Genomic DNA, 23,548 nt, shown 5'->3' with positions numbered 1-23,548 from the left:
TCGGCCTCAGCCTCGGGTGAGCTTCTTGTAGGTGGCACGGTGCGGACGCGCCGCGTCCGCACCCAGACGCTCGATCTTGTTCTTCTCGTACGACTCGAAGTTGCCCTCGAACCAGTACCACTTGGACTCGCCCTCGTACGCGAGGATGTGCGTGGCGACCCGGTCGAGGAACCAGCGGTCGTGGGAGATGACCACGGCCGCACCGGGGAACTCCAGCAGCGCGTTCTCGAGCGAGGACAGGGTCTCGACGTCGAGGTCGTTGGTGGGCTCGTCGAGGAGCAGCAGGTTGCCGCCCTCCTTGAGCGTCAGCGCCAGGTTGAGGCGGTTGCGCTCACCACCGGACAGGACGCCGGCCGGCTTCTGCTGGTCCGGGCCCTTGAAGCCGAAGGCGCTGACGTACGCGCGGGACGGCATCTCGACCTGGCCGACGTTGATGTAGTCCAGCTCGTCCGACACGACCGCCCAGAGGGTCTTCTTGGGGTCGATGTTGGCGCGGGACTGGTCGACGTAGGAGATCTTGACGGTCTCGCCGACCTTGATGGCGCCGGAGTCCGGCGTCTCCAGGCCCTGGATCATCTTGAAGAGCGTGGTCTTGCCGGCGCCGTTCGGGCCGATGATGCCGACGATGCCGTTGCGCGGCAGCGTGAAGGACAGGTCGTCGATGAGGACCTTGTCGCCGAACGCCTTGGAGAGGTTGTTGACCTCGACCACGATCGAGCCCAGACGCGGGCCCGGCGGGATCTGGATCTCCTCGAAGTCGAGCTTGCGCATCTTGTCCGCTTCGGCCGCCATCTCCTCGTAGCGGGCGAGACGGGCCTTGGACTTGGTCTGGCGGCCCTTGGCGTTGGAGCGGACCCACTCCAGCTCTTCCTTGAGGCGCTTCTGGCGCTTCTCGTCCTTGCGGCCCTCGACCTTGAGGCGGGTCGCCTTCTTCTCCAGGTACGTGGAGTAGTTGCCCTCGTAGGGCAGGGCGCGGCCGCGGTCGAGCTCGAGGATCCACTCGGCGACGTTGTTCAGGAAGTAGCGGTCGTGGGTGACGGCGACCACGGCGCCCGCGTACTTCGAGAGGTGCTGCTCCAGCCAGTTCACCGACTCGGCGTCGAGGTGGTTGGTGGGCTCGTCGAGGAGGAGCAGGTCCGGGGCCTCGATCAGCAGCTTGCAGAGCGCCACGCGGCGCTTCTCGCCACCGGAGAGGTTGGTGACCGGCCAGTCACCGGGGGGGCAGCCCAGGGCGTCCATGGCCTGCTCCAGCTGGGCGTCGAGGTCCCAGGCGTTGGAGTGGTCCAGGTCCTCCTGGAGCTTGCCCATCTCGTCGAGGAGCGCGTCCGAGTAGTCGGTCGCCATCAGCTCGGCGACCGCGTTGAAGCGGTTGAGCTTCTTCATGGTGTCGGCGGCGCCGTCCTGGACGTTCTCCAGGACGGTCTTCGACTCGTCGAGCTTGGGCTCCTGCATGAGGATGCCGACGGTGAAGCCCGGCGAGAGGTACGCCTCGCCGTTGGACGGCTGCTCCAGGCCCGCCATGATCTTCAGAACGGTGGACTTACCGGCGCCGTTCGGGCCGACCACACCGATCTTCGCGCCGGGCAGGAAGTTCAGGGTGACGTCATCAAGAATCACCTTGTCGCCGTGCGCCTTGCGCGTCTTGCGCATGGTGTAGATGAACTCAGCCAAGAGAAACCGTCCGGCAGATCGATGGGTGGGCAGATACACCCCATCTTGCCGTACGTCCATCCCCCGGGGGAAACCCGAATGGTCCCCGGACCCTGCGCCGGGGGCGTCCGCGGGGCCCGGATTCCGGGCCCCGACGGGCATCGGCGGCCCCCGACCGCCGATGCGAACGCAAAGGCGGCGCCGCCCGCGGGCGCGGGGTCAGCGGGGGCGGGGGTCCGCGGGGCCGGGGTCAGCGGGGGCGGTAGACGGTCAGGGCGTCCGGGAGTTCGTCGAGGACCAGGGCGGCGGGAGCCCGGGCGTATTCGCCGTCGTAGGCGAGCGGGGTGCCTTCCGGGATGTCGCCCACGCGCAGGCTGCGCAGCCGCGTGGCCACGTGGACGGGGGAGCGCGTCAGCGGGCCCGCCAGGGCCGCGGCCAGCAGCCGGGGGCCGGGGCGGCCGCCGCCGTGGACGAGGCGGACGTCGAGCAGGCCCTCGCCCAGGCTGGCGCGGCGCCGGGGGGTGGGGCCGGTGCCCTGGTAGGTGCCGTTGCCGGCGAAGAGCAGCCATACGCTCCGGGGCTGACCGGCCAGCCGGAGCCGTACGGGCCGCTGGGCGCGCACCACCCGCCAGGCCGCCAGCAGCGCGGCGGGCCCGCCGCCGATCCGGGGTGCCCACCGCAGGCGGTGGCCCAGCAGCTCCGGGTAGGCGCCGATGCTGAAGTTGTTCAGGAAGTACCCGGGACGGGCGCCGTGCGGCCCGGGGGTGAAGCGGCCCACCCCGACGTGCACGGCGTGTCCGGCCGCCACGGCGCGGCAGGTGTCCTCGGTTCCGGCGAGGCCGAGGTCCAGCGCGAAGTGGTTGAGCGTGCCCCCGGGGAACACCGCGAGCGGGATCCCGGCCCGCAGCGCGGCGCCGGCGGCGGCGTTGATGGTGCCGTCGCCGCCGCAGACCCCCAGCACGGTGGCCCGGGAGGCCGCCGCCTCAAGCTCGGCGGCCAGCTCCGACCCCTCGCACTTGACCAGCTCGGCCTTGGGCAGCCGCTCGCGCAGTACGTCGAGCCCCGCGGCCGTGGCCGTCCCCGACCCGTTGTTCACCACCACGGTGAGCCCGTCCCCGTCGGGGAGTGCGGGCGCCCCGACCGCCGTCCGCTCGTGTCCCGGGACGACCCGGGCCTGCTCGGCGCCCCGCGCGAGGCGGCGTACGACGAACCCCGCCGCCACCCCCAGCGCCGCGCCCGCGAGCACGTCGGAGGGGTAGTGCACCCCGGTGTAGACCCGGGAGAACGCCACGGAGGCGGCCACCGGGGCCACCACGGCGCCCCAGCCCGGGGACTCCAGCGCCAGCCCGGCGGTGAAGGCGAACGCCGACGCCGAGTGCCCCGACGGGAAGGAGGTGGTCCGCGGCTGCACCGCTGCCTGGCGCGCCGCGGGCACCCCGTCCAGCAGCGGCCGCCGCCGGCGCACGGACCACTTGCCGACGGTGTTGATGGTCGCGGAGGCCAGCGCCAGCGACGCGGCCCCGCGCACGGCGGCCTTGCGGGCCCCGGCCGAGCCGACGACGGCGATGCCGGCCGCGGCCGCGCCCCACAGCACCCCGTGGTCGGCGGCCCGCCCGAGCCGGGGCAGCACCCGGTCGGCCCCGGGCCAGTGCCGCCGGGCCACCGCGTCGAACAATTGCCGGTCCCACCGGGCGAACGCGCCCCGCAAGGTCAATTCCTGTTCAGCCATCCCGAGCGCTTACCCGCACTCACGGATCTGGAATCAGGACAGCCTCCCCCCTACTCCGACTCCTCCTCCAGCGGCCGCTTGCGCAGCAGGAGCACCACCAGACCGCCCAAGACCACCAGGCCCACCGCCAGGGAGGCGATGAACGGCGTGGCCGCCGAGCTGCCGCTGGTGGCCAGCCGCTCCTCCGGGGTGTCGGGCGACCCCTGCGCGGCAGGCCCGCCCGGCGCCGCCAGCGCCGAACCGGCGGCCGCGTTCCCGTTCGCGCCGGAGGTGGCGGCCGTGTCCGTGCCCGCCGTGGTGCCGATCGGGGTCGCGGTGGAGCGCGGCCACACCGCCGTCGCCCTGGCCGCCGCGGCGGACTCGCTGGAGCCCGCCACGATCTGGGCCTGGGCCGGCACCCCGCTGGTGAAGACCCGGCCCACCGGCACCTTCGTCGCGCCGTGGACGGTGACCGAGGCGGCGCCGTCCGGGGTGCCCGCGGGCACCTCGAAGTACAGGCGGCTGCCATTGACGGCGGTGTCGACCGGGCGCCCTTCGGCGTCCACCACCCGCACCCCCATGGCCACCGCCGCGGCATCGGGCGTCACGCTCACGCTCTGGGCCCCCGTCCGCACGGTGACCGGCCCGAGCCGCGTGCCCACCGGCCCCGACACGCCCCCGGGGTCCAGCCCCAGCGACGCCGGCGGCTCCGGCAGCCGTCCCGCCTCCCGCTGCAGGTAGTCGGCCAGCATCTCCGCCGCCGGGTCCGCGGCCTCCACCTGCACGCCGTCCGCCAGCCGCCAGATCGCCACCTGGGTGCCGGCCGCCGCGCTCTGCGCGGTGAGCGCCCCGGCACCGGCCGCCTTGGCGAGCCCGGCCAGGTCGTTCAGCTGCGGGTAGGAGTGCTCCAGGACCCAGCGGATCCGCCCCGCCTCACCGTTTCCGGCGAGCGGGCTGCCGCTCCAGCCGCTCTCGGCGTACCGGGCCTGGGGCTGCGCGTTGCCCGCGAATCCGACCCCGTACGTCTGGAGCATCCCGCCGCCGTCGACCCGCATCTCGTACAGCCCGGCCGGGATCTGGCGCACCGATCCGTCGCCGCCGCGCAGGACCGCCTGCCCGTACGTCTTCAGCCCGTCCAGCACGGCGCTCGCGCCCTCGGGTGCCCTGGGTGCCCCCGGGCCGCCGTCGGCGGCCGCCCGGGCACCCGGCGCGCCGGCGAGCGCCGCGGCGAGCAGCGCCACCGCCAGCGGGCGCCGTGCGCAGGCCCGTACGGCGGACGCGGCGGACACCGGCCCGGGAGCCGGAACGCGAGCCGGGGCCGGAGGCGGAGCGGAAGCCCGGTCAAGAGCCGGAACAGGAGCGGGATAAGGAGCGGGATCAGGAGCGGAGGATGCGGGAACGGCAATCGACACAGTCTTCCCCTTCGGGCCGAAGGCCCAGGTGCCCGTGAGTACCGGGGAATCCTATCCGGCTCGAACACTCAGACCACCGCCGCGTTCTGATTGACCATCAGCGGCGTATCGGTCGTGACGATCCGACGGAACGCGGCCGTCCCGCGGTTGAGGTCGTGCCCGATGGCGGTCGCTTCGATGTCCGCGGAGAACCACCGGTTGCCCTCCCCGTCGGGAGGGTTCTCGCGCACCCGCAACCTCCCGTGCACCACGAGCGGTTCGCCGACCGAGACGGAACCGGCGAGGTTCAGGGCGAGGGTGCGCCGCGCCCAGACGGTGTAGAAGCTGGTGGGCGCGTCGGCCCACGCTTCCTTGCGGCGGTCGAAGTACCGCGGTGTCACGGCGAAGCGGAACCTCGCCGACGGTCCGGCCGGCGTCTCCCTGTAGTCGATCTGCGTCGCCACGTGACCCACCAGCGTCACCTGGGTGTCGTTCATCCCGGCCGCCCTCCCCGGGCCCGGGCCGCGGCTGAAGTCCGCGCCCCGCACCCCTGCTCCGTACCCGCACGGACCATCCGCACGAGGTACGACCATGCTGGGCCGGGGCGCCGCAGCCCGCTCGCGCCTGTGGACTACTGGCGGGTTGTGGACAACTTGTTCCCCCCTGCGGCCACCGCCCCGTACTGCTCGCGCACCTCCCGGTAGCGCAGCAGCTCCGCCGCCACCGGCTCCAGCACCCGGGCCCGGCCGCACCCGGCCGCGGCCTGCCGCAGCCGCCGCTCCGCGTCCTGCCCGTAGCGCCTGGCCGGCCCGCGGGCCGCGATCGAGCAGGCCCATTCCACCAGCGGCCCGCCGATGATGCCCGCCACCATCAGCAGCACCGGCGGCATCAGGCTCGGCTCCAGGACCCCGACGATCTGCCCGACCAGCCACAGCCCTCCGTAGATCTGGAGCAGCGTCATGGCCGCCTGCGCGAGGACCGCCGCCGGCCACCACGTGGGCCGCGGGGGCTTGGCGCTGGGCACCGCGACCGCCGCGCCGAGCGTCACCGCGATCTCGTCCAGCGCCTCCGGGAGCCGGTCGGCCCCGCGCACCGCCGTCTCCCGTACCGCCTGCGCCCAGGGCTGGGGCAGCCCTGCGGCCGCCTCGTCGGCGACCGCCCGTACCGCCTGTTCGACGCGCTGGCGGGCCGTCACCTCCTCCTCGACCGGCGCCTGGGCCAGGGCGGTGCCCCGGCCGCCGATCGCCGCAAGGGCTGCCAGCCCGGCCAGCGTGCGCGGGGCGCGCCGGCTCTCGTACCACCGCCACAGCCGAAGCCACGGGGTCCCGCAGGCCTTGCCGGCATTGCGCCGCCACGCCCGCTCGGCGGCGAGCCCGGCCGCGTACGCCCCGACCGCCTCGGCGAGCCGGTCCTCGAACTCGGCGCGCGCCGTCTCCCCGATCTCCGGCCCCGGGTGCCCGTCGGCGACGTAGAGCGGCTGCAGGCGCATGGCGGCCCGGTCGAGGTCGGCGGCGATCCGCCGGGTCGCCGCGCCCTTCTCCTGGGTGAACTGTCCGAGCATCTCGCGCAGTTCCCCGACGCCTTCACCCGTCAGGGCGGACAGTCCGAGCACCGTGGCCCCCGGATCGCCGTGCTCGCCGAGCGCGATCCCGTCGTCGTCCAGCAGCCTGCGCAGGTCGTCCAGTACGAGGTCCGCCGATTCGCCGGGCAGCCGGTCCACCTGGTTCAGCACGACGAAGGTCACCTCCGCGTGCCCGGCCAGCGGGCGCAGGTAGCGCTCGTGCAGCACGGCGTCGGCGTACTTCTCCGGGTCCACCACCCACACCACCGCGTCGACCAGGGCCAGCACCCGGTCCACGTGGTCCCGGTGTGCGCCGACCGCCGAGTCCAGGTCGGGCAGGTCCACCAGGACCATCCCGCGCAGCGCCTCGACGTCGGAGGTCTCGCGGGGCCGGCGCCGCAGCCGGCCGGGGATCTCGAGGCGGTCGAGCAGCCCGGCGGCCCCGTCCGACCAACTGCACGCGATCGGCGCCGCGGTCGTGGGCCTGCGCAGCCCCGTTTCGGAAATCTGCACCCCCGCGAGTGAATTGAAGAGGGTGGACTTGCCGCTTCCGGTGGCTCCGGCGATGGCGACGACCGTGTGCTGCGCCGACAGTCCGCGCCGCGCCGCCGCCTCGTCCAGGACCCGCCCGGCCTCGGCGAGGGTCTTGCCGTCGAGCCGGGTCCGGGACAGTCCGACGAGCTGGCGCAGCGCGTCCAGGCGCATCCGCAGCGCGTGGCCCTCGGGACTGAGCGGGGGCGCGGGGGCCTTGCCGCCGTCGTCGCCCGCTCCGGATACGGCCCGCACGAGCGCGTCGTCGCCCTCCTCGTCGCCGAAACCGGGCTCCCGGTCGAGGGGCCGGGGGCGCGAGCGTGCGATGAACCCGTCGTCCCAGCGGTCGTCGGTGCGGTCGGTCAAGGCGGTCACCGTGTCACCTCTCCTTCTGCAGTAGGGACAGCGCGGCGATCAGCTCGGCCTGTGGTTCCGGGGACACTTCGAGCGCCTCCAGCGGGGCGAGCCGGCGGTCGCGCTCGGCGCGCAGCACCTGGTCGAGGTGTTCGCCGACCAGCTCGCCGCCGCGGTCGCGCAGCCGCAGCGCGGCCTGTACGCCGATCCGTTCCGCGAGCTTCTCCCCCGCCGGGCGGGCCCGCTTGCCGCCGAGCAGAGCGGCGACCAGCAGGGCGGCGACGCCGTCGGGGTCGGGTGCGGGCTGCTTGTCGAGCCGCGCGACCTCTTCCTCGGCGAGTTCCTCCAGCACGCGCCGCCAGCGGCGTACGGCCATGCCGATACGGTCCGCCGCCTCGCGGTCCGGTGCGGGCAGCGGCACCGCCCCGGCGGCCGGCTCGCGCCGCCAGGCGTCGGCGATCCGTTCGTCGGCGGCGGCGACCGCGCACTGCAGCAGCGCCGCCAGGGACTCCGCGAGGGAGTCCAGCAGTTCGTCCGCGCTGGTGTCGAGCGGGTAGCCGCGCCAGCGGGTCAGCGCGTCCCCGGCGAGTACGGCGCCGCGGTCGAGCCGGTTGCGCACCCGCTTGCCCTCCTTCTTGTACGCGTCCTCGACGGCCGAAGTCAGCCGTACGGCGGCAGCGTGCTGGGCGGCGACGGCGGAGGCGAGCTCCGGCATCCGCCGCGCGAGGGAGTCCAGCGCTCCGAGCGCGGTCCGCCCGACGGCGTACTGGCGGGCGGCCGGATCCTGGGCGTGGTGGGCGAGCCAGGCGGCGAGCGGCGCGACGGCGCTGGCCGGCAGCAGCCCGCCCCCGCCGGCCGATTCGGGCAGCTCCGGCACCGTGAACCGCGGTACGTCGCCCAGCCCGGCCCGCGTGAGCAGCGCCCCGTACTGCCGCGAGACCTCGGCGAGGACCTGGTGCGGGACCCGGTCGAGGACGATGATCAGCGTCGCCTTGTACTGCTTGGCGGTGCGCAGCAGGTGCCAGGGCACGGCGTCGGCGTACCGCGAGGCGGTGGTGACCATGACCCAGACGTCGGCGGCGCAGATGAGTTCGGCGGCGAGCGTCCTGTTCTCGACCACGAGGGAGTCGATGTCGGGGGCGTCGAGGATGGCGAGCCCGCGGGGCAGGGAGGAGACGGTCTCGATCCGCAGCTCACGGGTGGAGTGGTTCAAAGGTCCGCGCGGGGCGGTCCTCTTCGGGTGCGGAACGCGCTCCTCCTCCCCCTGCGGGGCCCAGACCCGCATCAGGTCGGGGAGCACCCGCATGCCGGCGAACCAGTGGTGGTCGTCCGGGTGGCAGACGAGCACCGGCGTGCGCGTGGTCGGGCGCAGCACGCCGGCTTCGCTGACCTGCCGTCCGACGAGGGAGTTGACGAGGGTGGACTTGCCGGCCCCGGTGGACCCGCCGACAACGGCGAGCAGGGGCGCCTCGGGCGCCTTCAGCCGGGGTACGAGGTAGTCGTCGAGCTGCGCGAGCAGCTCGGCTCTGGTCTGACGCGCGCGGGGGGCGCCGGGCAGGGGCAGCGGCAGACGCACGGACGCGACCCGGTCGCGCAGGGCGGACAGGGCATCGAGCAGCTGAGGCCGAACATCCAAGGTCACCACATGCGAAGAATGCCCAATTTAGGGCCATTTTTGAAGCTTATACGTCCTCTGCGCGCCGACCGCGACTCCAGTGGGACATTGCGGGCACGACGGACGAGTGGGGCGCAGGCATAACGAGTGCACAACACCCAGGGCGGCGCGGCGCAAAAGCGATGCGAGAATCGCACCTGCCTGCGATTATCGGGACCGCTTCACCGAACCTCCACATCGTGGCACGCGGGTGAAGCAACCGGGACAAGGCGGCCGGAGCCCTATCCTTGACCCGGCACGGACCACAGTCCCACCCCCACCAAGGGGCTCCAGGCCACCACGGCCACCTTCCGGCCCCCGTAGCTCAGTGGATAGAGCAGGTGCCTTCTAAGCACTTGGCCGCAGGTTCGAGTCCTGCCGGGGGCACCACACTTCCACCCCTCCGAGCCCTCCCTCGCGGAGGGCTTTCCTGCAGGTCAGAGGCACCCTAGCGGGACCGGTGTAGCACCGCCATAAGCCCCGGGGGCGCCCTCGCCGGGGTCCGGCGCCGTCCGGCCGTCACCGGGTTTCCGCCGGCGGCCGCGGAGAGGGCCCGGTGAATTCCTCCGCGGCGCCCGGTCCGCCTCCGGCGCTTCGCGGAGGTCGCCGTCACCCTCGGCCCGCCACTCGGGAACGGGGCATCCACCGGCGACACATCGGGCATATCCGGCAGGCGGCACCGCGGCGCGACGCCCCGGCCGGTCCGCCGCCCGCGCCCGACGGCACCCCGTCATTCAGCCAGTTCGCTCGCCGGAGCCGGACAGGCGCGGCGCGGGTCCCGCCGCCCGTCCCGACGTCGGTCCCGCCGTCGGCGGTCCGGCGCTTCCCCACCGCGGTCCGTGTTCTACGTATGAGAAGTTCACCCTATTGGTCTCCCCGCTGCCGCCCGGCGCTCAGCTCCGCCCGCCGGACAGGCGCAGGCGCAGCCGCAGCCGGCAGATCACCGCGTCCGTGTCGCGCCGGACGGCGTGGGCCACGACGGCCCCGCGCTGGTTCTGCAGGAGCCGCTGCCACAGCCGCTCCGGCTCGGCCTCCGCGATGACCGACGCCATCGCGTCGAGGCTTGACGCCGAACGTCCCGGTTCTGACGCGTCCTTGACTCCCGGACCCCACAGGCCGCCCGCACCGGTCGACCACGCAGGTCGTTCACGCAGGTGGGGACGCGGTACCGCCGCTCACGGCATTTCCGTGCGCCCCGGCGTTAAGGGCTCGTCAAGATCTGCTCCATGAGCTGCGCCTGGGGCCGCAATGCGTACGCTTTCCAGCTGGTCGCACTGGTGGCCGGATCGAAGCGGTACGACAGGAGCATCACCATGGCGGCCACCCCTGCCCGCCCCTCACGCCTGCGCGCGTGGCTGCTGGAGGGTCTGACCGACCAGAACAGACGGTCCGGCCCCCGCGCCGGGGAACCGACCACCGAGCACGAGGGCCGTCCGTGGTGGCGCGTCATGTGCCTGACCGGTCTCGACTACTTCTCCACCCTCGGCTACCAGCCCGGCATCGCGGCGCTGGCCGCGGGCCTGCTCTCGCCGGTCGCGACGATCGTCCTCGTCCTGCTCACCCTCTTCGGCGCGCTCCCGGTCTACCGGCGGGTCGCCGAGGAGAGCCCGCACGGCGAGGGCTCCATCGCCATGCTGGAGCGGCTGCTGTCCTTCTGGAAGGGCAAGCTCTTCGTCCTGACCCTGCTCGGGTTCGCCGCGACCGACTTCCTCATCACCATCACCCTGTCGGCCGCCGACGCGACCGCGCACCTGGTGGAGAACCCGCACCTCACCGGCACCCTGCGCGGCCACGAGGTACTGATCACCCTGATCCTCGTCGCCCTGCTCGGCGCGGTCTTCCTGAAGGGCTTCAGCGAGGCCATCGGCGTGGCCGTGGTGCTGGTGGCCACCTACCTCGCCCTCAACGCGATCGTCGTCGCGGTCGGGCTGTGGCAGGTCCTCACCGAACCCCACGTCGTCGCGGACTGGGCGGACGCCCTCACCGCCGAGCACGGCAACCCCTTCATGATGATCGCCATCGCGCTCGTCGTGTTCCCGAAGCTCGCCCTCGGCCTGTCGGGCTTCGAGACGGGCGTGGCCGTCATGCCGCACGTCCAGGGCGACGCCGACGACGCCGCCGCCAAGCCCGGCGGCCGGATCCGGGGCACGAAGAAGCTCCTGACCACGGCCGCCGTGATCATGAGTGTCTTCCTGATCTGCTCCAGCTTCATCACCACGCTGCTGATCCCGGCCGAGGAGTTCAAGTCGGGCGGCGAGGCCAACGGCCGCGCCCTGGCCTACCTGGCCCACGAGCACCTGGGCTCCGCCTTCGGCACCGTCTACGACGTCTCCACGATCCTGATCCTGTGGTTCGCGGGCTCCTCGGCCATGGCCGGTCTGCTCAACCTGATGCCGCGCTACCTGCCCCGATACGGCATGGCCCCGCACTGGGCCCGCGCGCTGCGCCCGATGGTGATCGTCTTCACCCTCGTCGCGTTCCTCGTCACCTGGATCTTCCACGCCGACGTGGACGCGCAGGGCGGTGCGTACGCCACCGGCGTCCTGGTCCTGATCACCTCGGCCGCCGTCGCCGTGACCATCGCCGCCCGCAAGGCCGGGGAGCGCGGCTGGACCATCGGCTTCGGCGTCATCTCCGTGATCTTCATCTACACGACCGCGGTGAACGTCGTCGAGCGCCCCGACGGCGTGAAGATCGGTGCCTGCTTCATCGCCGGCATCATGGCCCTCTCCCTCCTCTCCCGCCTCGCCCGCGTCTTCGAACTCCGCGTCACCCACGTGGAGCTGGACGACATGGCGCAGCGGTTCGTCCGCGACACCGCCAACCGCACCATCCGCTTCATAGCCAACGAACCCGACAACCGGGACGACACCGAGTACCGGCTCAAGAAGCAGCAGATCCGCGCGGACAACGACATCCCGTCCGAGGACGACGTCATGTTCGTCGAGGTCACCGTCCTGGACGCGTCCGAGTTCGAGTCCGGGATGCGGGTACGGGGCGAGGTGCTGCACGACCGCTACCGCGTCCTGACCCTGGAGAGCTCCTCCATCCCCAACGCCCTGGCCGCACTGCTGCTGTACGTACGGGACGAGACCGGGCAGCGGCCGCACATCTACTTCGAGTGGACGGAGGGCAACCCGATGGCCAACTTCCTGCGGTTCTTCCTCTTCGGCCAGGGCGAGGTCGCCCCCGTGACCCGCGAGGTCATCCGCGAGGCCGAACCCGACCGCGCCCGCCGCCCCCACGTCCACGCCGGCTGACACGACCGTCCCGCCCGACGGGGGGGTGTCGGGCGGGACGGGGAGCGGGGAGAGGACGGGTTCCGGGCGCGTGGATCACGCGGCGGGGGCGTCCTCCGGGGAGACGCCGAAGACCTTGACGGCCTGGTAGTAGGTCCAGGCGGTGCCGTCACAGGAGGTCTTCTTGGCGCCCGAGTACTGCGTGCAGACGCGCTTGAGGTCCGAGTAGAACATGTCGTCCAGCCGGGACTTGGCGGCCGAGAACTCACCTGCCGCCTTGTAGTTGCGGTAGCCGAAGTCGTGGCGGGCGCAGGCCGTCTGGAAGGGGAAGCCGAACGGGTTGTCCGGGGACGTCGTGCAGTAGTCCGTCGACCAGTCGAAGCCGTACGCCGACCAGGCCCCCTGGCTGCCGCGGGCCGCGACCCAGGAGTTGTAGCTGGCGGCGCTCGTTTGCGTCCAGTTGCTCAGCACCTGCGGCTTGTCCGCTGGGGCCGCAGAGGCGGGGGTCGCGAAGACGAGCACACCGGCCGCGGCGGCGGACGCGAGAACGGGGGCGAGGCGACGGCGCATGACATTCCTCCGGGAGGGGCGGGGACGGGGCGGGGTGGGGGTGGTGCGGGGGGTGTGCGGCCGCCGTCCGGCCAACTCCCGGTGCGGCGTCTGGTCACACCCTCGGAGCCCGCCATATCGCCGATCCCCACGGCACCTATAACGCGGAGCGCCACCCGGTGAGCCGGGGTGGCGCTCCGCTGGAATCCCAATGCCGCTCGCGCTACGGCGTGTTGGCCACCTCGTCCCCGGCGGTGGTGGCGGCGCAGTCGCCTTGCAGCATGCGGCGGGTGAGGGTGCCGCCCGAGCATGAGGGTCGCACCGATGCCGGCCAGCCCGAGCAGCGCGGCCGCCACCTGGGCCAGGGGGATCAGCAACCGTGCCCGGCGCAGCCGCCGGGCCGCCGGGTCACCGCCGAGCGGGGCGGCCCGCTCGCGCGGTCCGGTCAGGCCGAGCGCGGCGAGGGTCAGCGCCGCCTGGGGCCAAAGGGCCGGACCGGGACTCAGGTATGAGTCGTTGTCACCCTTGGGGTCGAGACGAGGTTGGTACTCGGGAGGGACGCGGAAAGAGGCCCGGGCGCGAACACTTGTGGGTATGAACCGCCGTCCTCTCGTCATCGTCGCCGCCACCGTGGGAGTGCTCGCCACCGCCGCCTTCGCGCTGCCCAACCTCCCGCCCAACCCCGTGACCGACGCGGTCAACGACCATGTGTTCAAGGAGAAGGGCAAGCGCTTCCAGACCGCGGCCGATGCCCCGACCCGCGGGGAGCCGACGTGGGTTCTGCCGTCCTGGATACCCAAGGACGCCACCGATGTTCGAATACACGTCCGGACCACCGGGGAGGCCCGGCTGATCCGGTTCAAGCTGGGCGCGACCCCGCTGGACGGCCCTCAGTGCACGGCGGGCACGCCCAAGCAGATGGCGCGGCCGGCGCTGGACGCCAAGTGGTGGCCGCACGACACCCGCTCCGAGGAGCGGTCCGAGTGCCGGGACACCCACCAGTACCAGGTCGCGGTGCGCGGCAAGCGGGTCTACGCGTGGACCGACGGGACACCGTCGCCGGGCGCGAAGACGCAGGGCGGCGCCCCGGCGGCGCAGCATGCGGCGGGCGCCCGCTAGAGGGCGTCCTCGGCGAGGGCCGTCGCCGCGGCCCGGGCGAAGCCGTCGGGGTTGTCGAGCATGATGTTGTGCCCGCAGTCGGGGACGGGGACCACCGTCACCCCGGACGCCTCCAGCGCCTCGGTGCCGGGGAAGTGGCCGTCCTGCGTCGGGAACAGGTAACTGCGGGGGATCTTCAGCTCCAGCAGCAGCTCGCGCATCGTGGGCGTCGTACCCACGGCGAGGTGGAAGGCGCTGCGGTACAGCGCGACCCGGCCCGCCAGCCGCATCGTGGACCACCAGTGCGCCCCGACCCGGTCGCGCACCTCGGCCCAGCCGCCGGCCAGGAACTCCTCCTCGGAGTAGGAGGCGATCCCACTGCTGCCTGCCGCGCCGGGAGTGCGGGGGCTGGGGTCAAGGTTCGCGTCGACCAGGACCAGACGGGAGACGAGGTGGGGGTGCCGGTCGGCCAGCACGATGGCCACGGCCCCGCCCATGCTGTGCGCGATCAGTTCGGCCCCGTCGGCGTCGGCCTGTTCGAGCGCGGAGGCGAGCGCGTCGGCATGCGCCTCCAACGTGTAGGAGAAGTCCTCGGGCCGGTCGCTGTGCCCGTGCCCCAGCAGGTCGACGAGCAGGGACCGCCGCCCGGCGAGCAGCGGGTGCACGGCGCACGCCGCGAAGTAGGCGGGCGAGGTGGACCCCAGCCCGTGCAGGTAGACCCGGGGCGGCTGCGCCCCCGGCAGTTCGACCCACCGGATCCGGTCACCATCGGGCGTGACGACGGCACTTCGCATGCTGCACTCCCCCAAGTCGAAGCCAAGTCGAAGCCGAATCGAAGTCGATCGAAGTCGAGGGGGAAGCATAGGCCTTGCCCCGGGCCGGGGCGGCGACCAGCTCGTCTACCCTCGTCGGATGACTACCTACGTGAACCGCCTCGGCAGCGGCGGGCCGCGGACCGGGGCGCTGCCGACGGGTACGGGCGTGGCGGTCTGGGCTCTGGACACCACCTCGCAGGTGGTCGGCGGCCACCCGGTCGCCGAGGCGCTGCCGATGCTGGACGCGGCCGAGCGGGACCGGGCCGAGCGGCTGATGCGGGAGGGCGACCGGCGCCGCTACCTGGCCTCGCACGTGGGGCTCCGGGTGCTGATCGGGGGTTACCTCGGGCTGGCCCCGGCGGAGGTGGCGCTGGTCCGCGAGACCTGCCCGTGCTGCGGTGGCCCGCACGGCCGGCCCGCCGTGGCGGGCGGCGCACTGCAGTTCTCCCTCTCGCACAGCGGCGACGTGGCCTACTTCGCCTTCGCGGGGGTCCCGGTCGGGGTCGACGTGGAGGGGATCCCGAGCGCGGCCGCGGTGGCCGACGTACTGCACACGCTGCACCCGGCGGAGACCGCGGAGCTGACCGCGCTCCCGGAAGCGGACCGGCCCGCGGCGATGGGGCGGGTGTGGTCCCGCAAGGAGGCCTACCTCAAGGCCACCGGTACGGGCCTGGCGCTCGGCCTGGCGGAGCCGTACGTCGCCACCGTGCCCACCCCGGCGGCGGTCCCCGGCTGGACCCTGACCGACCTGCCGGCCCCACCCGGCTACGCCGCGGCCCTCGCCCTGCGCGCCCCTGCCCCGGCGGCCCCGGCAGCCCGGGAGCCGGGCTCGGTCTAGCCCGTACGCACCGCCCGGGCCGCCGCGGCCCGGGCCAGGTCGGGCCAGAGCGCGGCGAGCCAGGCCTCCACCGAGGGGCCGTCCGCAGGCCCGCCGGTACCCGGTCGTGCAGGGCCGCGGTCTCCGGTTCGGCGTCGCGGTGCAAGGTCAGGATCCGCGGTTCGGCGGGGCCCGGCGCGGCCAGGACCGCGCTCCGCAGGAACATCACGTGGGCGGCCGGCAGCCACACCCCGCCGCGGGCCTGCCCGCTCGTCCCGCCCGGGGATCCGCCCGCCAGGGCCCACGGTTCCGGCGCCAGGTACCGCACCTCCCTCACCCCCGTGAACCGGGCCGCCGCCGCACACATCTCGCACGGCTCCTGCGTGCTCCACAGCGTGGCCGCGCCGAGGTCCCGGCCCGTCCGGGCGGCCCCGAGCGCGTTCGTCTCGGCGTTCGTCTCGGCGTTCGTCTCGGCCTGCGCCAGCGGCGTGCCGCGCAGCGGTCCATCCCCGGGCCCTCCTCGTACGCGAGGGCGAGCGCCCTGCGTACCGCCCGGGGCGCGGCCCGCCACGCCGTGCCGAAATCGATCTCCCCTGCGTCATGCCCGCACTATCGTGGCCGCCATGGACATCCGCCGAGCCGGTACCCCCGCCGAACTCCAGGCTGCCGAGGGCCTCTTCGACGGCCCCGTCAGCGAGGACCGGTCGCGGCGGTTCCTCGCCGCCGCCGGGCACCTGATGCTCATCGCCTACGTGGACGGCGTGCCCGCCGGCATGGTCTCCGGCATCGAGATGAGCCACCCCGACAAAGGCACCGAGATGTGCCTGTACGAGCTCTCGGTGGACGAGGGCTACCGGCGGCGCGGGATCGGCCGCGCCCTGACCGAGGCCCTGGCCGCCGAGGCCAAGGCCCACGGCTGTTACGGCATGTGGGTGGGCGTCGACACCGACAACGGAGCCGCCCTGGCCACGTACGCCTCGGCCGGCGCCCGCGACGAGGGCGTGTTCGCGATGCGCGGCTGGCCCCTGGGCGCGGACATCGCGTAGCTCCTGCGGCGGCGTGTCGTGGGGCCAGTCGGCGCACCCTCCGCGCGGGCTTCGCGCGCCGGGCCGAGCATCGGGCGCATGACCCCACTCTTCACCCTGTTCCCGGCCGCCGCCCTGCTGGCGGCGGCCACGCTGTCAGCGCCGGCGCCCGCCGAAACCCCCACCGCCGCCTACGTCGTGGTCCTGCGCGACTACGCCTCGCGGGCCCCCGTCCGCGCCCTTGCCGCCGAGGCCGAGGCGGCCGGCGACCGGGTCGGGGCCGTGTACGACACCGTCCTGAACGGCTTCGCCGTACGCACCACCGCCGCCCGCGCCGCGGCCCTCGCCGCGGACCCGCGGGTGGCCTCCGTGGAGCCGGACGCCGAGTTCCGGATCAGCGACGGCAACGGCGGCAGCGGCGACGGCGGCGGCGGCGGCAGCAGCAGCAGCAGCAGCAGCAGCAGCAGCAGCAACTCCGGCGCCGCCGCCTTGGCTCAGAGCCCCGCGCCCTGGCCGCTGGACCGGATCGACCAGCGCGAGCTCCCGCTCGACGGCTCGTACGCGTACGCCACCCAGGCGCGGGGCGTCACCGCGTACGTCGTGGACACCGGGATCAACATCCTCCACCAGGAGTTCGCCGGCCGCGCCCGGTTCGGGGTCAACACCGTGTCCCGGCAGAGTGCCGACGACTGCAACGGTCACGGCACGCACGTCGCGGGAACGATCGGCGGGGCCACGTACGGGGTCGCCAAGGGGGTCTCGCTCGTCGCGGTCAAGGTCGCCGACTGCCGCGGGAACGGCAACCTGTCGGCCATGATCGGCGGCCTCGACTGGATGGTGAGGGACGCCCTGGCGGCCGGCGCCACCCCGGCGGTGGCCAACATGAGCATGGGCGGCAGCTACAGCTTCGCCCTGAACCGGGCGGTGAGGCGGGCGGTCGCCGCCGGGATCACCTTCACCGTCGCCGCCGGCAACGCCCGCGAGAACTCCTGCGCCGGTTCCCCGGCGAGCGTCTCGCAGGCCGTCACGGTCGGCGCGACCGACGCCACCGACCGGTGGGCCCGGTTCTCCAACTACGGCAGGTGCGTGGACCTGGCCGCGCCGGGCGTGTCCGTCACCTCCGCGTGGAAGGGCTCCGCCACCGCGACCGCGCGGGCCTCCGGCACCTCGATGGCGGCCCCGCACGTGGCGGGCGCCGCCGCGCTGATCCTGGCGGGCGGTACGGCCAGGACCCCGGCCCAGGTGTTCCGGGCACTCGTACGCGATGCCGTGCCCGGCCGGATCACCGCGCTCCCGGCCGGCACCCCGAACCTGCTGCTGCACACACCGACCCGCAGGTAACCGGCCGTACGCACGCCCCGCCCGCCGACGCCTCCCCGGCCGCCGGGGGGCCTCGTTACCGCAGGTCAGCGCCGTCCCGCAGTCCCACCCTCCCCACCCGCACCGCGGGCCGGCCGACCGGTATCCGGCCACCTGCCAGACCTGGCCTGATGGCACATCAATTTCTGAGTGCTTCGGGCGAAAGCAAGCCATTGACTTCTCATCACCGCGACGCGTCAATGTCGGCCACCGCACCGGCTCGGCCTCCCCCACACAGCGGGTGGGGGGAGGGGTTCGTCTGACGAAGGAGTCGCGACCCAGTGAGTACAACGTTCCGACGAAGAGTTCTGGCCGGGGCGGGCGCATTGTCCCTGGCCCTGACGGGCGGCGTGGTGGGCCTGGCGGGCTCCGCGCAGGCCGCGACGAAGACGACTCCCGTCTTCGAGAACTGCGACGCCCCGGCGCCGCAGGCGGACGGTTCGGGCAACCAGAACTACACGGTCACCCTGCCGGACGGCGCCAAGGCCGGCGACGTCGTCCCGATCACCATCGACCCGGGCGCGAGCCCGCTGCTCCCCGGCTTCTCCGTCACGACGGTGAACACCTCCAAGGTGACCCTGAAGGTCGGCACGACCACCCAGGTGGTCGTCAGCCCGCCCGAGACGGTCAGCGTCGTGGCCGGACAGCCCCTGGACCCCAAGGCGTTCTCCGGCACCATCAAGATCCCGGACGGCTCCGAGGGCACCACCCTCTCCGTCTCCCTCGACCTGTCGGTGGTCGACGCGGACCTCTCCGGCTCGATCTTCACCACCACCTGCACCCCGGCGCCTCGCCCGAGCGCCTCCCTCGGCTCAGTCGCCGTGGAGGCCCTGCCCAAGGACCCGATCACCACCAAGCTGACGCCCAACAGCGGCAAGGCCGGCACCGCGGTCACCGTCACCGGCGCCAACTTCCCCGCCGGACCGGTCACCTGCTCCGCCCTCAAGGGGGGCGCCGCGACCGGTGAGACGGGCAGCGGCACGGCCGCGGCCGACGGCACCGCCACCTGCGCGATCACGATCAACCAGGACACCGACCAGATCAAGCTCGACGGTGCCGTCACCCCGTACAAGGACTTCGTCTTCGTCAAGGACCAGCCCGGGGTGAAGAACCCGGTCGACGTCGAGGTGCTGCCCGGTCCGCTGGCCATCGGCCCGCAGAGCGGCAACCCGGCCGTCGACTTCGGCAAGGTGACCATCAACGGCAAGGCGCAGTCGGTCATCGGCCAGTTCACCGCGATGACCGTCCAGGACTTCCGCGGCGGCACCCTCGGCTGGGACGTCTCGGCGACCCGTACGCCGTTCCTGAACGAGGCCACCGGCCACTCGATGGCCAAGGCGCAGATCGGCATCCAGCCGTCCTGCAAGGTGACCAACGCGGACAGCCCGAGCACCTGCACCGCCGGTGCGCCCGGTGCGATCTCCGACACCCCGATGAAGATCGCCTCCCAGGCGCCGGGCGGGGACAACCTGACCGGTGGCGAGTTCGAGGTGGGCGGCGCCGGGATGATCCAGCTCCCGCCGTTCATGTTCGCCGACACCTACCAGTCGGTCGTCACCTTCTCGATCGCCTGACCCCGCCCAACCCGCTCCATCCGGGTGGTGCGGTGCTCCGGCACCGCACCACCCTTCCCCTGTCCGCCCCGTCTGGAGAACCGCCCATGCGCACCCGCCTCCGCACCCGTAGCCGCATACGCACCCGCCGCCGTCGTCCGCGCAGCGCCCTGTACGGTCTGCTCGCCGGCCTGCGCCTGCTGGGCGCGGGCCTGCTCCTGCTGGGCGCGGGCCTGCTGTCCGCCACCCCCGCCGCGGCCGCGGACAACGGCACCTGGGGGGTCTTCCCGACTCCGCCGGCCGGCGCGGCGATGACCGACCGCGCGTACTTCTTCCACCAGGGCGAGGCCGGGAGCACCGTCACCGACAGCGCGACGATCGTGAACTCCTCCGACAAGGAGCTGACGTTCCAGGTCTTCGCCACCGATGCCGTGAACACCCCGGTGGGCGGGGCCTTCGCGCTGCTGCCGGTGGAGACCGGGCCCAAGGACGTGGGCACGTGGATCGCGCTGGCGCCGCAGACCGCGACCACGGTCACCGTGCCGCCCAAGGGCCGCAAGGACATCCCCTTCACCGTGAAGGTCCCGGCGGACGCGACGCCCGGCGACCACGTGGGCGGGATCGTCGCCCTCAACACCGCCGTGGAGGGCGTGCAGAAGGAGGGCAAGGTCCAGGTCGGGGTGAAGCGCTCGGTGGGGGCCCGGCTCTACTTCCGGGTGCCCGGGCCGGTGACCCCGGGGCTGAGCGTGGAGGACGTGAAGGTGGACCGGGCGGCGCCGCTGCTGCCCTGGGTGAAGAAGGCCCGCGCCACGGTCACGTACACCCTGGTCAACCGTGGCAACGTGGTCGTCGAGCCGAAGGTGGCGGTCGCGGCCGAGGGGCTGTTCGGACGCACGGTGCTGGACCGGCCGGCCCGTGAGCTGAAGCTGGTGCTGCTGCCGGGCCAGCGGATCGTACTGACCGAGGACTGGGCGGACGCTCCGCAACTGGACCGGGTCACCGTCGACATCACGGCCGGGGCGGCGGCTTACCCCGACCTGTCCTCCGGATCCACCGCCGATTTCCTCGCCGTTCCCTGGCCGGCGCTGGGCGCCGTCCTGGTGCTGGCGGGCGCGGCGATCGCGTGGCGGGTACTGCGCCGCCGCCGCACCGGGGGCGAAGACGCGCGACCCACACCGGACTTGGCTGCGGCCCGCTGAGCGGCGAGGGTGTCTCCCGGTGGCGGCATTCGGCCACCACCGCTACGGGGAGGCACAACCATGGAACACCAGCACGGCAAAGGCCGGCCTGACCAGCCGGCCCGCGCCCGCTCCGGCCCCGACCGGCGGGTGGTGTTCGCGGGGGGCCTGGCCGGGGCGGCCGCTCTCGCGCTCGGCGTCGCCGGCGGGGCGCACGCCGCGGGCACCACGTCCGGGATGCGCGGGGCGGCCGCGGCGACCGCCGCGGGTGCGGGACTCGCGGCCTTCGGGACGCTCGACCCGGCCCGCTCCGCCACCAAGGGCGCGGGCCTGCTGACCCGGATCGAGCGGACCCTGGGCACCGGCGCCGCCGCCTACCAGCCCGGCGACGGCTGGGTGCGCCTCACCCTCCCGCTCTCCGACGGCGGCCCGGCCCCCGTCACCGTGGACGTGGTCGCGGACACGGCGCGGCCGCCGCGCGGGATCGCGTACCTGCTGCCGGGCGGGGGGCTGAACTTCGGCGCCGACTTCTTCACCCCCGGCGGCCCCGGCGACCACAACCTCGCGCACGAGCTGCGCCGCCAGGGCCTGTTGGTGGTCGGCGTGACCCCGCGCGAGGACTCCGCGCGCGCCGGCGACATCACCGCGGACCGGGGGCTCGCCGCGCACCGCCGGGACCTGGCCAAGGTGGTGGGCGCGCTGGACTCCGTACTGCGGCTGCCGTACCAGTACGCCGGGCACTCCGCCGGGGCCGCCCTCGCGCTGGACGCGGCCTCGCACGACGGCTCCCCGCGCCTGCAGCGGGTGGTGGCCCTGGACACGACCGGGCCGTACACGGGAGCCCTGGCCGTACGGGCGGCGCAGACGCGGGACGTGTACGCCGGCCAGCTCGCGCGCGGCGTGTACGCGACCGACCCGGGGCTGGCGGGGCTGGTCGCGCGGGCCGTCCGCGACCCGGGCGGCTCCTCGCCCGTACCGTGGCCGCCGGACCCCGCGCGGCGCTTCACCCACGCGGGGCTGGCCCATTTCGCGCTGATCCGCACCTGCGTGCTGCCGGGCGCGGCGAACTGGATCTACAGCCAGGGCCACAGCGCGGGGAGTTACGCATTCGGCGCGACCCCGGCCGAGGACCGGTTCACGCTGGCCCACACCCCGCTGGCCACCTGGCACGCGGCCACCACCGCCCTCGGCAGCGGCCTGATCCCGACGGCCCTGATGCGGGACCTGGCCGCGGTCTGGGCGGGCGACGAGAAGGCGTACAAGATCGACTGGGGCCGGATAACCGCCGAGGTGGTCTGGATCAACACCGAGCTGGGCCGCGGCGACCATCCGCGCGGCGCGGAGCTGATCCGCGCGGCCGGCAACAAGCGGGTCGGCTACTCGGTCGTCCCGGGCTACGGCCACGGCGACGCGGTCTGGTCCGCCACGGCGGCGAAGGACGTCTGGTCCCTGCTGTTCCGAACCGGCCGCCCGCCGGCCCGGGGAACGGGCTCGCCCCCCGCGTGAGGGTTGCGGGGGGCGAGCGGCCGGTGCGGGTCGGGTCGGGTCGGGTCGGGTCAGTGGTTGCGCGGGAAGCCGAGGTCGACGCCCGCCGGGGCGTCGGAGGGGTCCGGCCAGCGCGTCGTGACGACCTTGCCGCGGGTGTAGAAGTGGATGCCGTCGTTCCCGTAGATGTGGTGGTCGCCGAAGAGCGAGTCCTTCCAGCCACCGAAGGAGTGGTAGCCCACCGGCACCGGGATCGGCACGTTGACGCCGACCATGCCCGCCTCGATCTCCAGCTGGAAGCGGCGGGCCGCTCCGCCGTCGCGGGTGAAGATCGCCGTGCCGTTGCCGAACGGCGAGGCGTTGATCAGCGCCACGCCCTCCTCGTAGGTCTCGGTGCGCAGCACGCACAGCACCGGGCCGAAGATCTCGTCGCGGTAGGCGTCCGAGTCGGTCTTGACGTTGTCGAGCAGCGACAGGCCGATCCAGTGGCCGTTCTCGTTGCCCTCCACCGTGTAGCCGGTGCCGTCGAGGACCACGTCGGCGCCCTGGGCGGCCGCGCCCTTGACGTACGAGGCGACCTTGTCGCGGTGGGCGGCGGTGATCAGCGGACCCATCTCGGAGGTCGGGTCGTTGCCGGGGCCGATCTTGATCTTCTCGGCCCGCTCGCGGATCTTCTCGACGAGCGTGTCCGCGATGGAGCCGACGGCCACGACGGCGGAGATCGCCATGCAGCGCTCGCCGGCCGAGCCGTAGGCGGCCGAGACCGCCGCGTCGGCGGCCGCGTCCAGGTCGGCGTCCGGCAGCACCAGCATGTGGTTCTTGGCGCCGCCCAGGGCCTGCACGCGCTTGCCGTTGGCGGAGGCGGTGGTGTGGATGTGGCGGGCGATCGGGGTGGAGCCGACGAAGGAGACGGCCGCGATGTCGGGGTGCGCCAGCAGCGCGTCCACCGCCACCTTGTCGCCGTGGACCACGTTGAGCACGCCCGCCGGCAGACCGGCCTCGGTCATCAGCTCGGCCAGCTTGTTGGACGCCGACGGGTCCTTCTCGCTCGGCTTGAGGATGAAGGTGTTTCCGCAGGCCACGGCCAGCGGGAACATCCACATCGGCACCATCGCCGGGAAGTTGAACGGGGTGATGCCCGCGACCACGCCGATCGGCTGGCGGATGGAGGAGACGTCCACGCGGTTGGAGACCGACGTGGAGAGTTCGCCCTTGAGCTGCGTGGTGATCCCGCAGGCCAGCTCGACGATCTCCAGGCCGCGCGCGACCTCGCCCAGCGCGTCCGAGTGGACCTTGCCGTGCTCGGCGGTGATCAGCTCGGCGATGGCGTCGCGGTTGGCGTCCAGCAGGGCGCGGTAGGCGAACAGCACCTTGGTGCGGGCGGCCAGCGAGGACTGGCCCCAGGTCTGGAAGGCCTCCTTCGCGACCTGCACGGCGGCGTCGACCTCGGCGGCCGAGGCCAGGGCGACCTGCGTGGTGACCTCGCCGGTGGCCGGGTCGGTGACCGGGCCGTAGTTGCCCGACGCGCCCTCGACGGTCTTGCCACCGATCCAGTGGTTGACGGTCTTCATGCCTATTGCT

18 protein-coding genes, 1 tRNA gene and 1 pseudogene are annotated in these 23,548 nt (G+C 73.6%); 9 read left to right on the top strand and 11 right to left on the bottom strand.

The features are described from left to right. Positions 1-6 precede the first annotated feature (6 nt). The 6 genes from ettA to ACFWB8_RS01595 all read right to left on the bottom strand — a co-directional run bounded on the left by ettA (position 7) and on the right by ACFWB8_RS01595 (position 8,831). Positions 7-1,671: an energy-dependent translational throttle protein EttA gene (gene ettA / locus ACFWB8_RS01620; protein WP_385220845.1), complete on the bottom strand. Its 1,665-nt coding sequence runs from the start codon at positions 1,669-1,671 to the stop codon at positions 7-9. A 229-nt stretch (positions 1,672-1,900) separates the two neighbouring features. After that, positions 1,901-3,379 (bottom strand): bifunctional phosphatase PAP2/diacylglycerol kinase family protein, encoded by a 1,479-nt coding sequence (locus ACFWB8_RS01615; RefSeq protein WP_385220842.1) that lies wholly within the window; start codon positions 3,377-3,379, stop codon positions 1,901-1,903. Positions 3,380-3,429: 50 nt separating this feature from the next. Beyond that, positions 3,430-4,647 (bottom strand): TQXA domain-containing protein, encoded by a 1,218-nt coding sequence (locus tag ACFWB8_RS01610; protein ID WP_385220839.1) that lies wholly within the window; start codon positions 4,645-4,647, stop codon positions 3,430-3,432. A gap of 191 nt (positions 4,648-4,838) precedes the next feature. Then, on the bottom strand, positions 4,839-5,246 hold the full coding sequence (locus tag ACFWB8_RS01605; RefSeq protein ID WP_385220836.1) for a single-stranded DNA-binding protein: 408 nt from the start codon (positions 5,244-5,246) through the stop codon (positions 4,839-4,841). Between the two features lie 134 nt (positions 5,247-5,380). Next, positions 5,381-7,216: a GTPase gene (locus ACFWB8_RS01600; protein ID WP_385220833.1), complete on the bottom strand. Its 1,836-nt coding sequence runs from the start codon at positions 7,214-7,216 to the stop codon at positions 5,381-5,383. A gap of 4 nt (positions 7,217-7,220) precedes the next feature. Then, positions 7,221-8,831: a dynamin family protein gene (locus tag ACFWB8_RS01595; protein WP_385220830.1), complete on the bottom strand. Its 1,611-nt coding sequence runs from the start codon at positions 8,829-8,831 to the stop codon at positions 7,221-7,223. A 332-nt stretch (positions 8,832-9,163) separates the two neighbouring features. Between ACFWB8_RS01595 and ACFWB8_RS01590 the strand changes: the two genes are divergently transcribed. Further along, a tRNA-Arg gene (locus ACFWB8_RS01590) sits at positions 9,164-9,239 on the top strand. Between the two features lie 503 nt (positions 9,240-9,742). Here ACFWB8_RS01590 and ACFWB8_RS01585 read toward each other — a convergent pair. Then, positions 9,743-9,901 (bottom strand): hypothetical protein, encoded by a 159-nt coding sequence (locus tag ACFWB8_RS01585; RefSeq protein ID WP_385220894.1) that lies wholly within the window; start codon positions 9,899-9,901, stop codon positions 9,743-9,745. Positions 9,902-10,162: 261 nt separating this feature from the next. Here ACFWB8_RS01585 and ACFWB8_RS01580 point away from each other — a divergent pair, with 261 nt between their 5' ends. Continuing rightward, positions 10,163-12,109 (top strand): APC family permease, encoded by a 1,947-nt coding sequence (locus ACFWB8_RS01580; RefSeq protein WP_385220889.1) that lies wholly within the window; start codon positions 10,163-10,165, stop codon positions 12,107-12,109. Positions 12,110-12,184: 75 nt separating this feature from the next. Here the strand turns inward: ACFWB8_RS01580 and ACFWB8_RS01575 are convergent, their stop codons facing one another. Further along, on the bottom strand, positions 12,185-12,658 hold the full coding sequence (locus ACFWB8_RS01575; protein ID WP_385220827.1) for a phospholipase: 474 nt from the start codon (positions 12,656-12,658) through the stop codon (positions 12,185-12,187). A 573-nt stretch (positions 12,659-13,231) separates the two neighbouring features. Between ACFWB8_RS01575 and ACFWB8_RS01570 the strand changes: the two genes are divergently transcribed. Next, a complete protein-coding gene (locus ACFWB8_RS01570; protein WP_385220824.1) occupies positions 13,232-13,756 on the top strand; it encodes a hypothetical protein in 525 nt (174 codons plus the stop codon). On the opposite strand, the gene ACFWB8_RS01565 is transcribed toward ACFWB8_RS01570, so the two are convergent. After that, a complete protein-coding gene (locus tag ACFWB8_RS01565; RefSeq protein WP_385220821.1) occupies positions 13,753-14,529 on the bottom strand; it encodes an alpha/beta fold hydrolase in 777 nt (258 codons plus the stop codon). The genes ACFWB8_RS01570 and ACFWB8_RS01565 overlap by 4 nt on opposite strands. A gap of 118 nt (positions 14,530-14,647) precedes the next feature. On the opposite strand from ACFWB8_RS01565, the gene ACFWB8_RS01560 reads away from it, so the two are divergent. Beyond that, entirely contained in the window at positions 14,648-15,388 is a 741-nt protein-coding gene (locus ACFWB8_RS01560; RefSeq protein ID WP_385220819.1) for a 4'-phosphopantetheinyl transferase family protein, read from the top strand. Positions 15,389-15,743: 355 nt separating this feature from the next. Here the strand turns inward: ACFWB8_RS01560 and ACFWB8_RS01555 are convergent. Next, positions 15,744-15,938: pseudogene (locus ACFWB8_RS01555) on the bottom strand (hypothetical protein); the annotation flags it as partial. A 52-nt stretch (positions 15,939-15,990) separates the two neighbouring features. On the opposite strand from ACFWB8_RS01555, the gene ACFWB8_RS01550 reads away from it, so the two are divergent. From ACFWB8_RS01550 to ACFWB8_RS01530, 5 genes are all read left to right on the top strand, one after another. Then, positions 15,991-16,413 (top strand): GNAT family N-acetyltransferase, encoded by a 423-nt coding sequence (locus ACFWB8_RS01550; protein ID WP_385220816.1) that lies wholly within the window; start codon positions 15,991-15,993, stop codon positions 16,411-16,413. A gap of 78 nt (positions 16,414-16,491) precedes the next feature. After that, positions 16,492-17,733 (top strand): S8 family peptidase, encoded by a 1,242-nt coding sequence (locus ACFWB8_RS01545; protein WP_385220813.1) that lies wholly within the window; start codon positions 16,492-16,494, stop codon positions 17,731-17,733. A 299-nt stretch (positions 17,734-18,032) separates the two neighbouring features. Continuing rightward, on the top strand, positions 18,033-19,325 hold the full coding sequence (locus ACFWB8_RS01540) for a hypothetical protein (protein ID WP_385220810.1): 1,293 nt from the start codon (positions 18,033-18,035) through the stop codon (positions 19,323-19,325). 86 nt (positions 19,326-19,411) lie between these two features. Then, entirely contained in the window at positions 19,412-20,503 is a 1,092-nt protein-coding gene (locus ACFWB8_RS01535) for a WxL protein peptidoglycan domain-containing protein (RefSeq protein ID WP_385220807.1), read from the top strand. Positions 20,504-20,563: 60 nt separating this feature from the next. Then, entirely contained in the window at positions 20,564-21,988 is a 1,425-nt protein-coding gene (locus tag ACFWB8_RS01530) for a hypothetical protein (RefSeq protein WP_385220804.1), read from the top strand. Positions 21,989-22,038: 50 nt separating this feature from the next. Here ACFWB8_RS01530 and ACFWB8_RS01525 read toward each other — a convergent pair whose 3' ends face one another. After that, positions 22,039-23,538, bottom strand: a complete 1,500-nt coding sequence (locus ACFWB8_RS01525; RefSeq protein WP_385220801.1) for a CoA-acylating methylmalonate-semialdehyde dehydrogenase — start codon at positions 23,536-23,538, stop codon at positions 22,039-22,041. Positions 23,539-23,548: the final 10 nt, after the last annotated feature.

It is taken from the genome of Streptomyces sp. NPDC060031 (genome assembly GCF_042736805.1).
GTDB lineage: Bacteria > Actinomycetota > Actinomycetes > Streptomycetales > Streptomycetaceae > Streptomyces.
Note: the sequence above shows the minus strand (reverse complement) of the source record. Positions and strands in the feature narration are given on the sequence as shown.

Excerpts from the sequence above, each read along its gene's own strand:
- ACFWB8_RS01615 (WP_385220842.1), bottom strand. The coding sequence starts at position 3,379 with ATGGCTGAACAGGAATTGACCTTGCGGGGCGCGTTCGCCCGGTGGGAC.
- ACFWB8_RS01580 (WP_385220889.1), top strand. The coding sequence starts at position 10,163 with ATGGCGGCCACCCCTGCCCGCCCCTCACGCCTGCGCGCGTGGCTGCTG.
- ACFWB8_RS01605 (WP_385220836.1), bottom strand. The coding sequence starts at position 5,246 with ATGAACGACACCCAGGTGACGCTGGTGGGTCACGTGGCGACGCAGATC.
- ACFWB8_RS01550 (WP_385220816.1), top strand. The coding sequence starts at position 15,991 with ATGGACATCCGCCGAGCCGGTACCCCCGCCGAACTCCAGGCTGCCGAG.
- ACFWB8_RS01575 (WP_385220827.1), bottom strand. The coding sequence starts at position 12,658 with ATGCGCCGTCGCCTCGCCCCCGTTCTCGCGTCCGCCGCCGCGGCCGGT.
- ACFWB8_RS01585 (WP_385220894.1), bottom strand. The coding sequence starts at position 9,901 with ATGGCGTCGGTCATCGCGGAGGCCGAGCCGGAGCGGCTGTGGCAGCGG.
- ACFWB8_RS01535 (WP_385220807.1), top strand. The coding sequence starts at position 19,412 with ATGCGCACCCGCCTCCGCACCCGTAGCCGCATACGCACCCGCCGCCGT.
- ACFWB8_RS01525 (WP_385220801.1), bottom strand. The coding sequence starts at position 23,538 with ATGAAGACCGTCAACCACTGGATCGGTGGCAAGACCGTCGAGGGCGCG.
- ACFWB8_RS01560 (WP_385220819.1), top strand. The coding sequence starts at position 14,648 with ATGACTACCTACGTGAACCGCCTCGGCAGCGGCGGGCCGCGGACCGGG.
- ACFWB8_RS01545 (WP_385220813.1), top strand. The coding sequence starts at position 16,492 with ATGACCCCACTCTTCACCCTGTTCCCGGCCGCCGCCCTGCTGGCGGCG.
- ACFWB8_RS01565 (WP_385220821.1), bottom strand. The coding sequence starts at position 14,529 with ATGCGAAGTGCCGTCGTCACGCCCGATGGTGACCGGATCCGGTGGGTC.
- ACFWB8_RS01530 (WP_385220804.1), top strand. The coding sequence starts at position 20,564 with ATGGAACACCAGCACGGCAAAGGCCGGCCTGACCAGCCGGCCCGCGCC.
- ACFWB8_RS01570 (WP_385220824.1), top strand. The coding sequence starts at position 13,232 with ATGAACCGCCGTCCTCTCGTCATCGTCGCCGCCACCGTGGGAGTGCTC.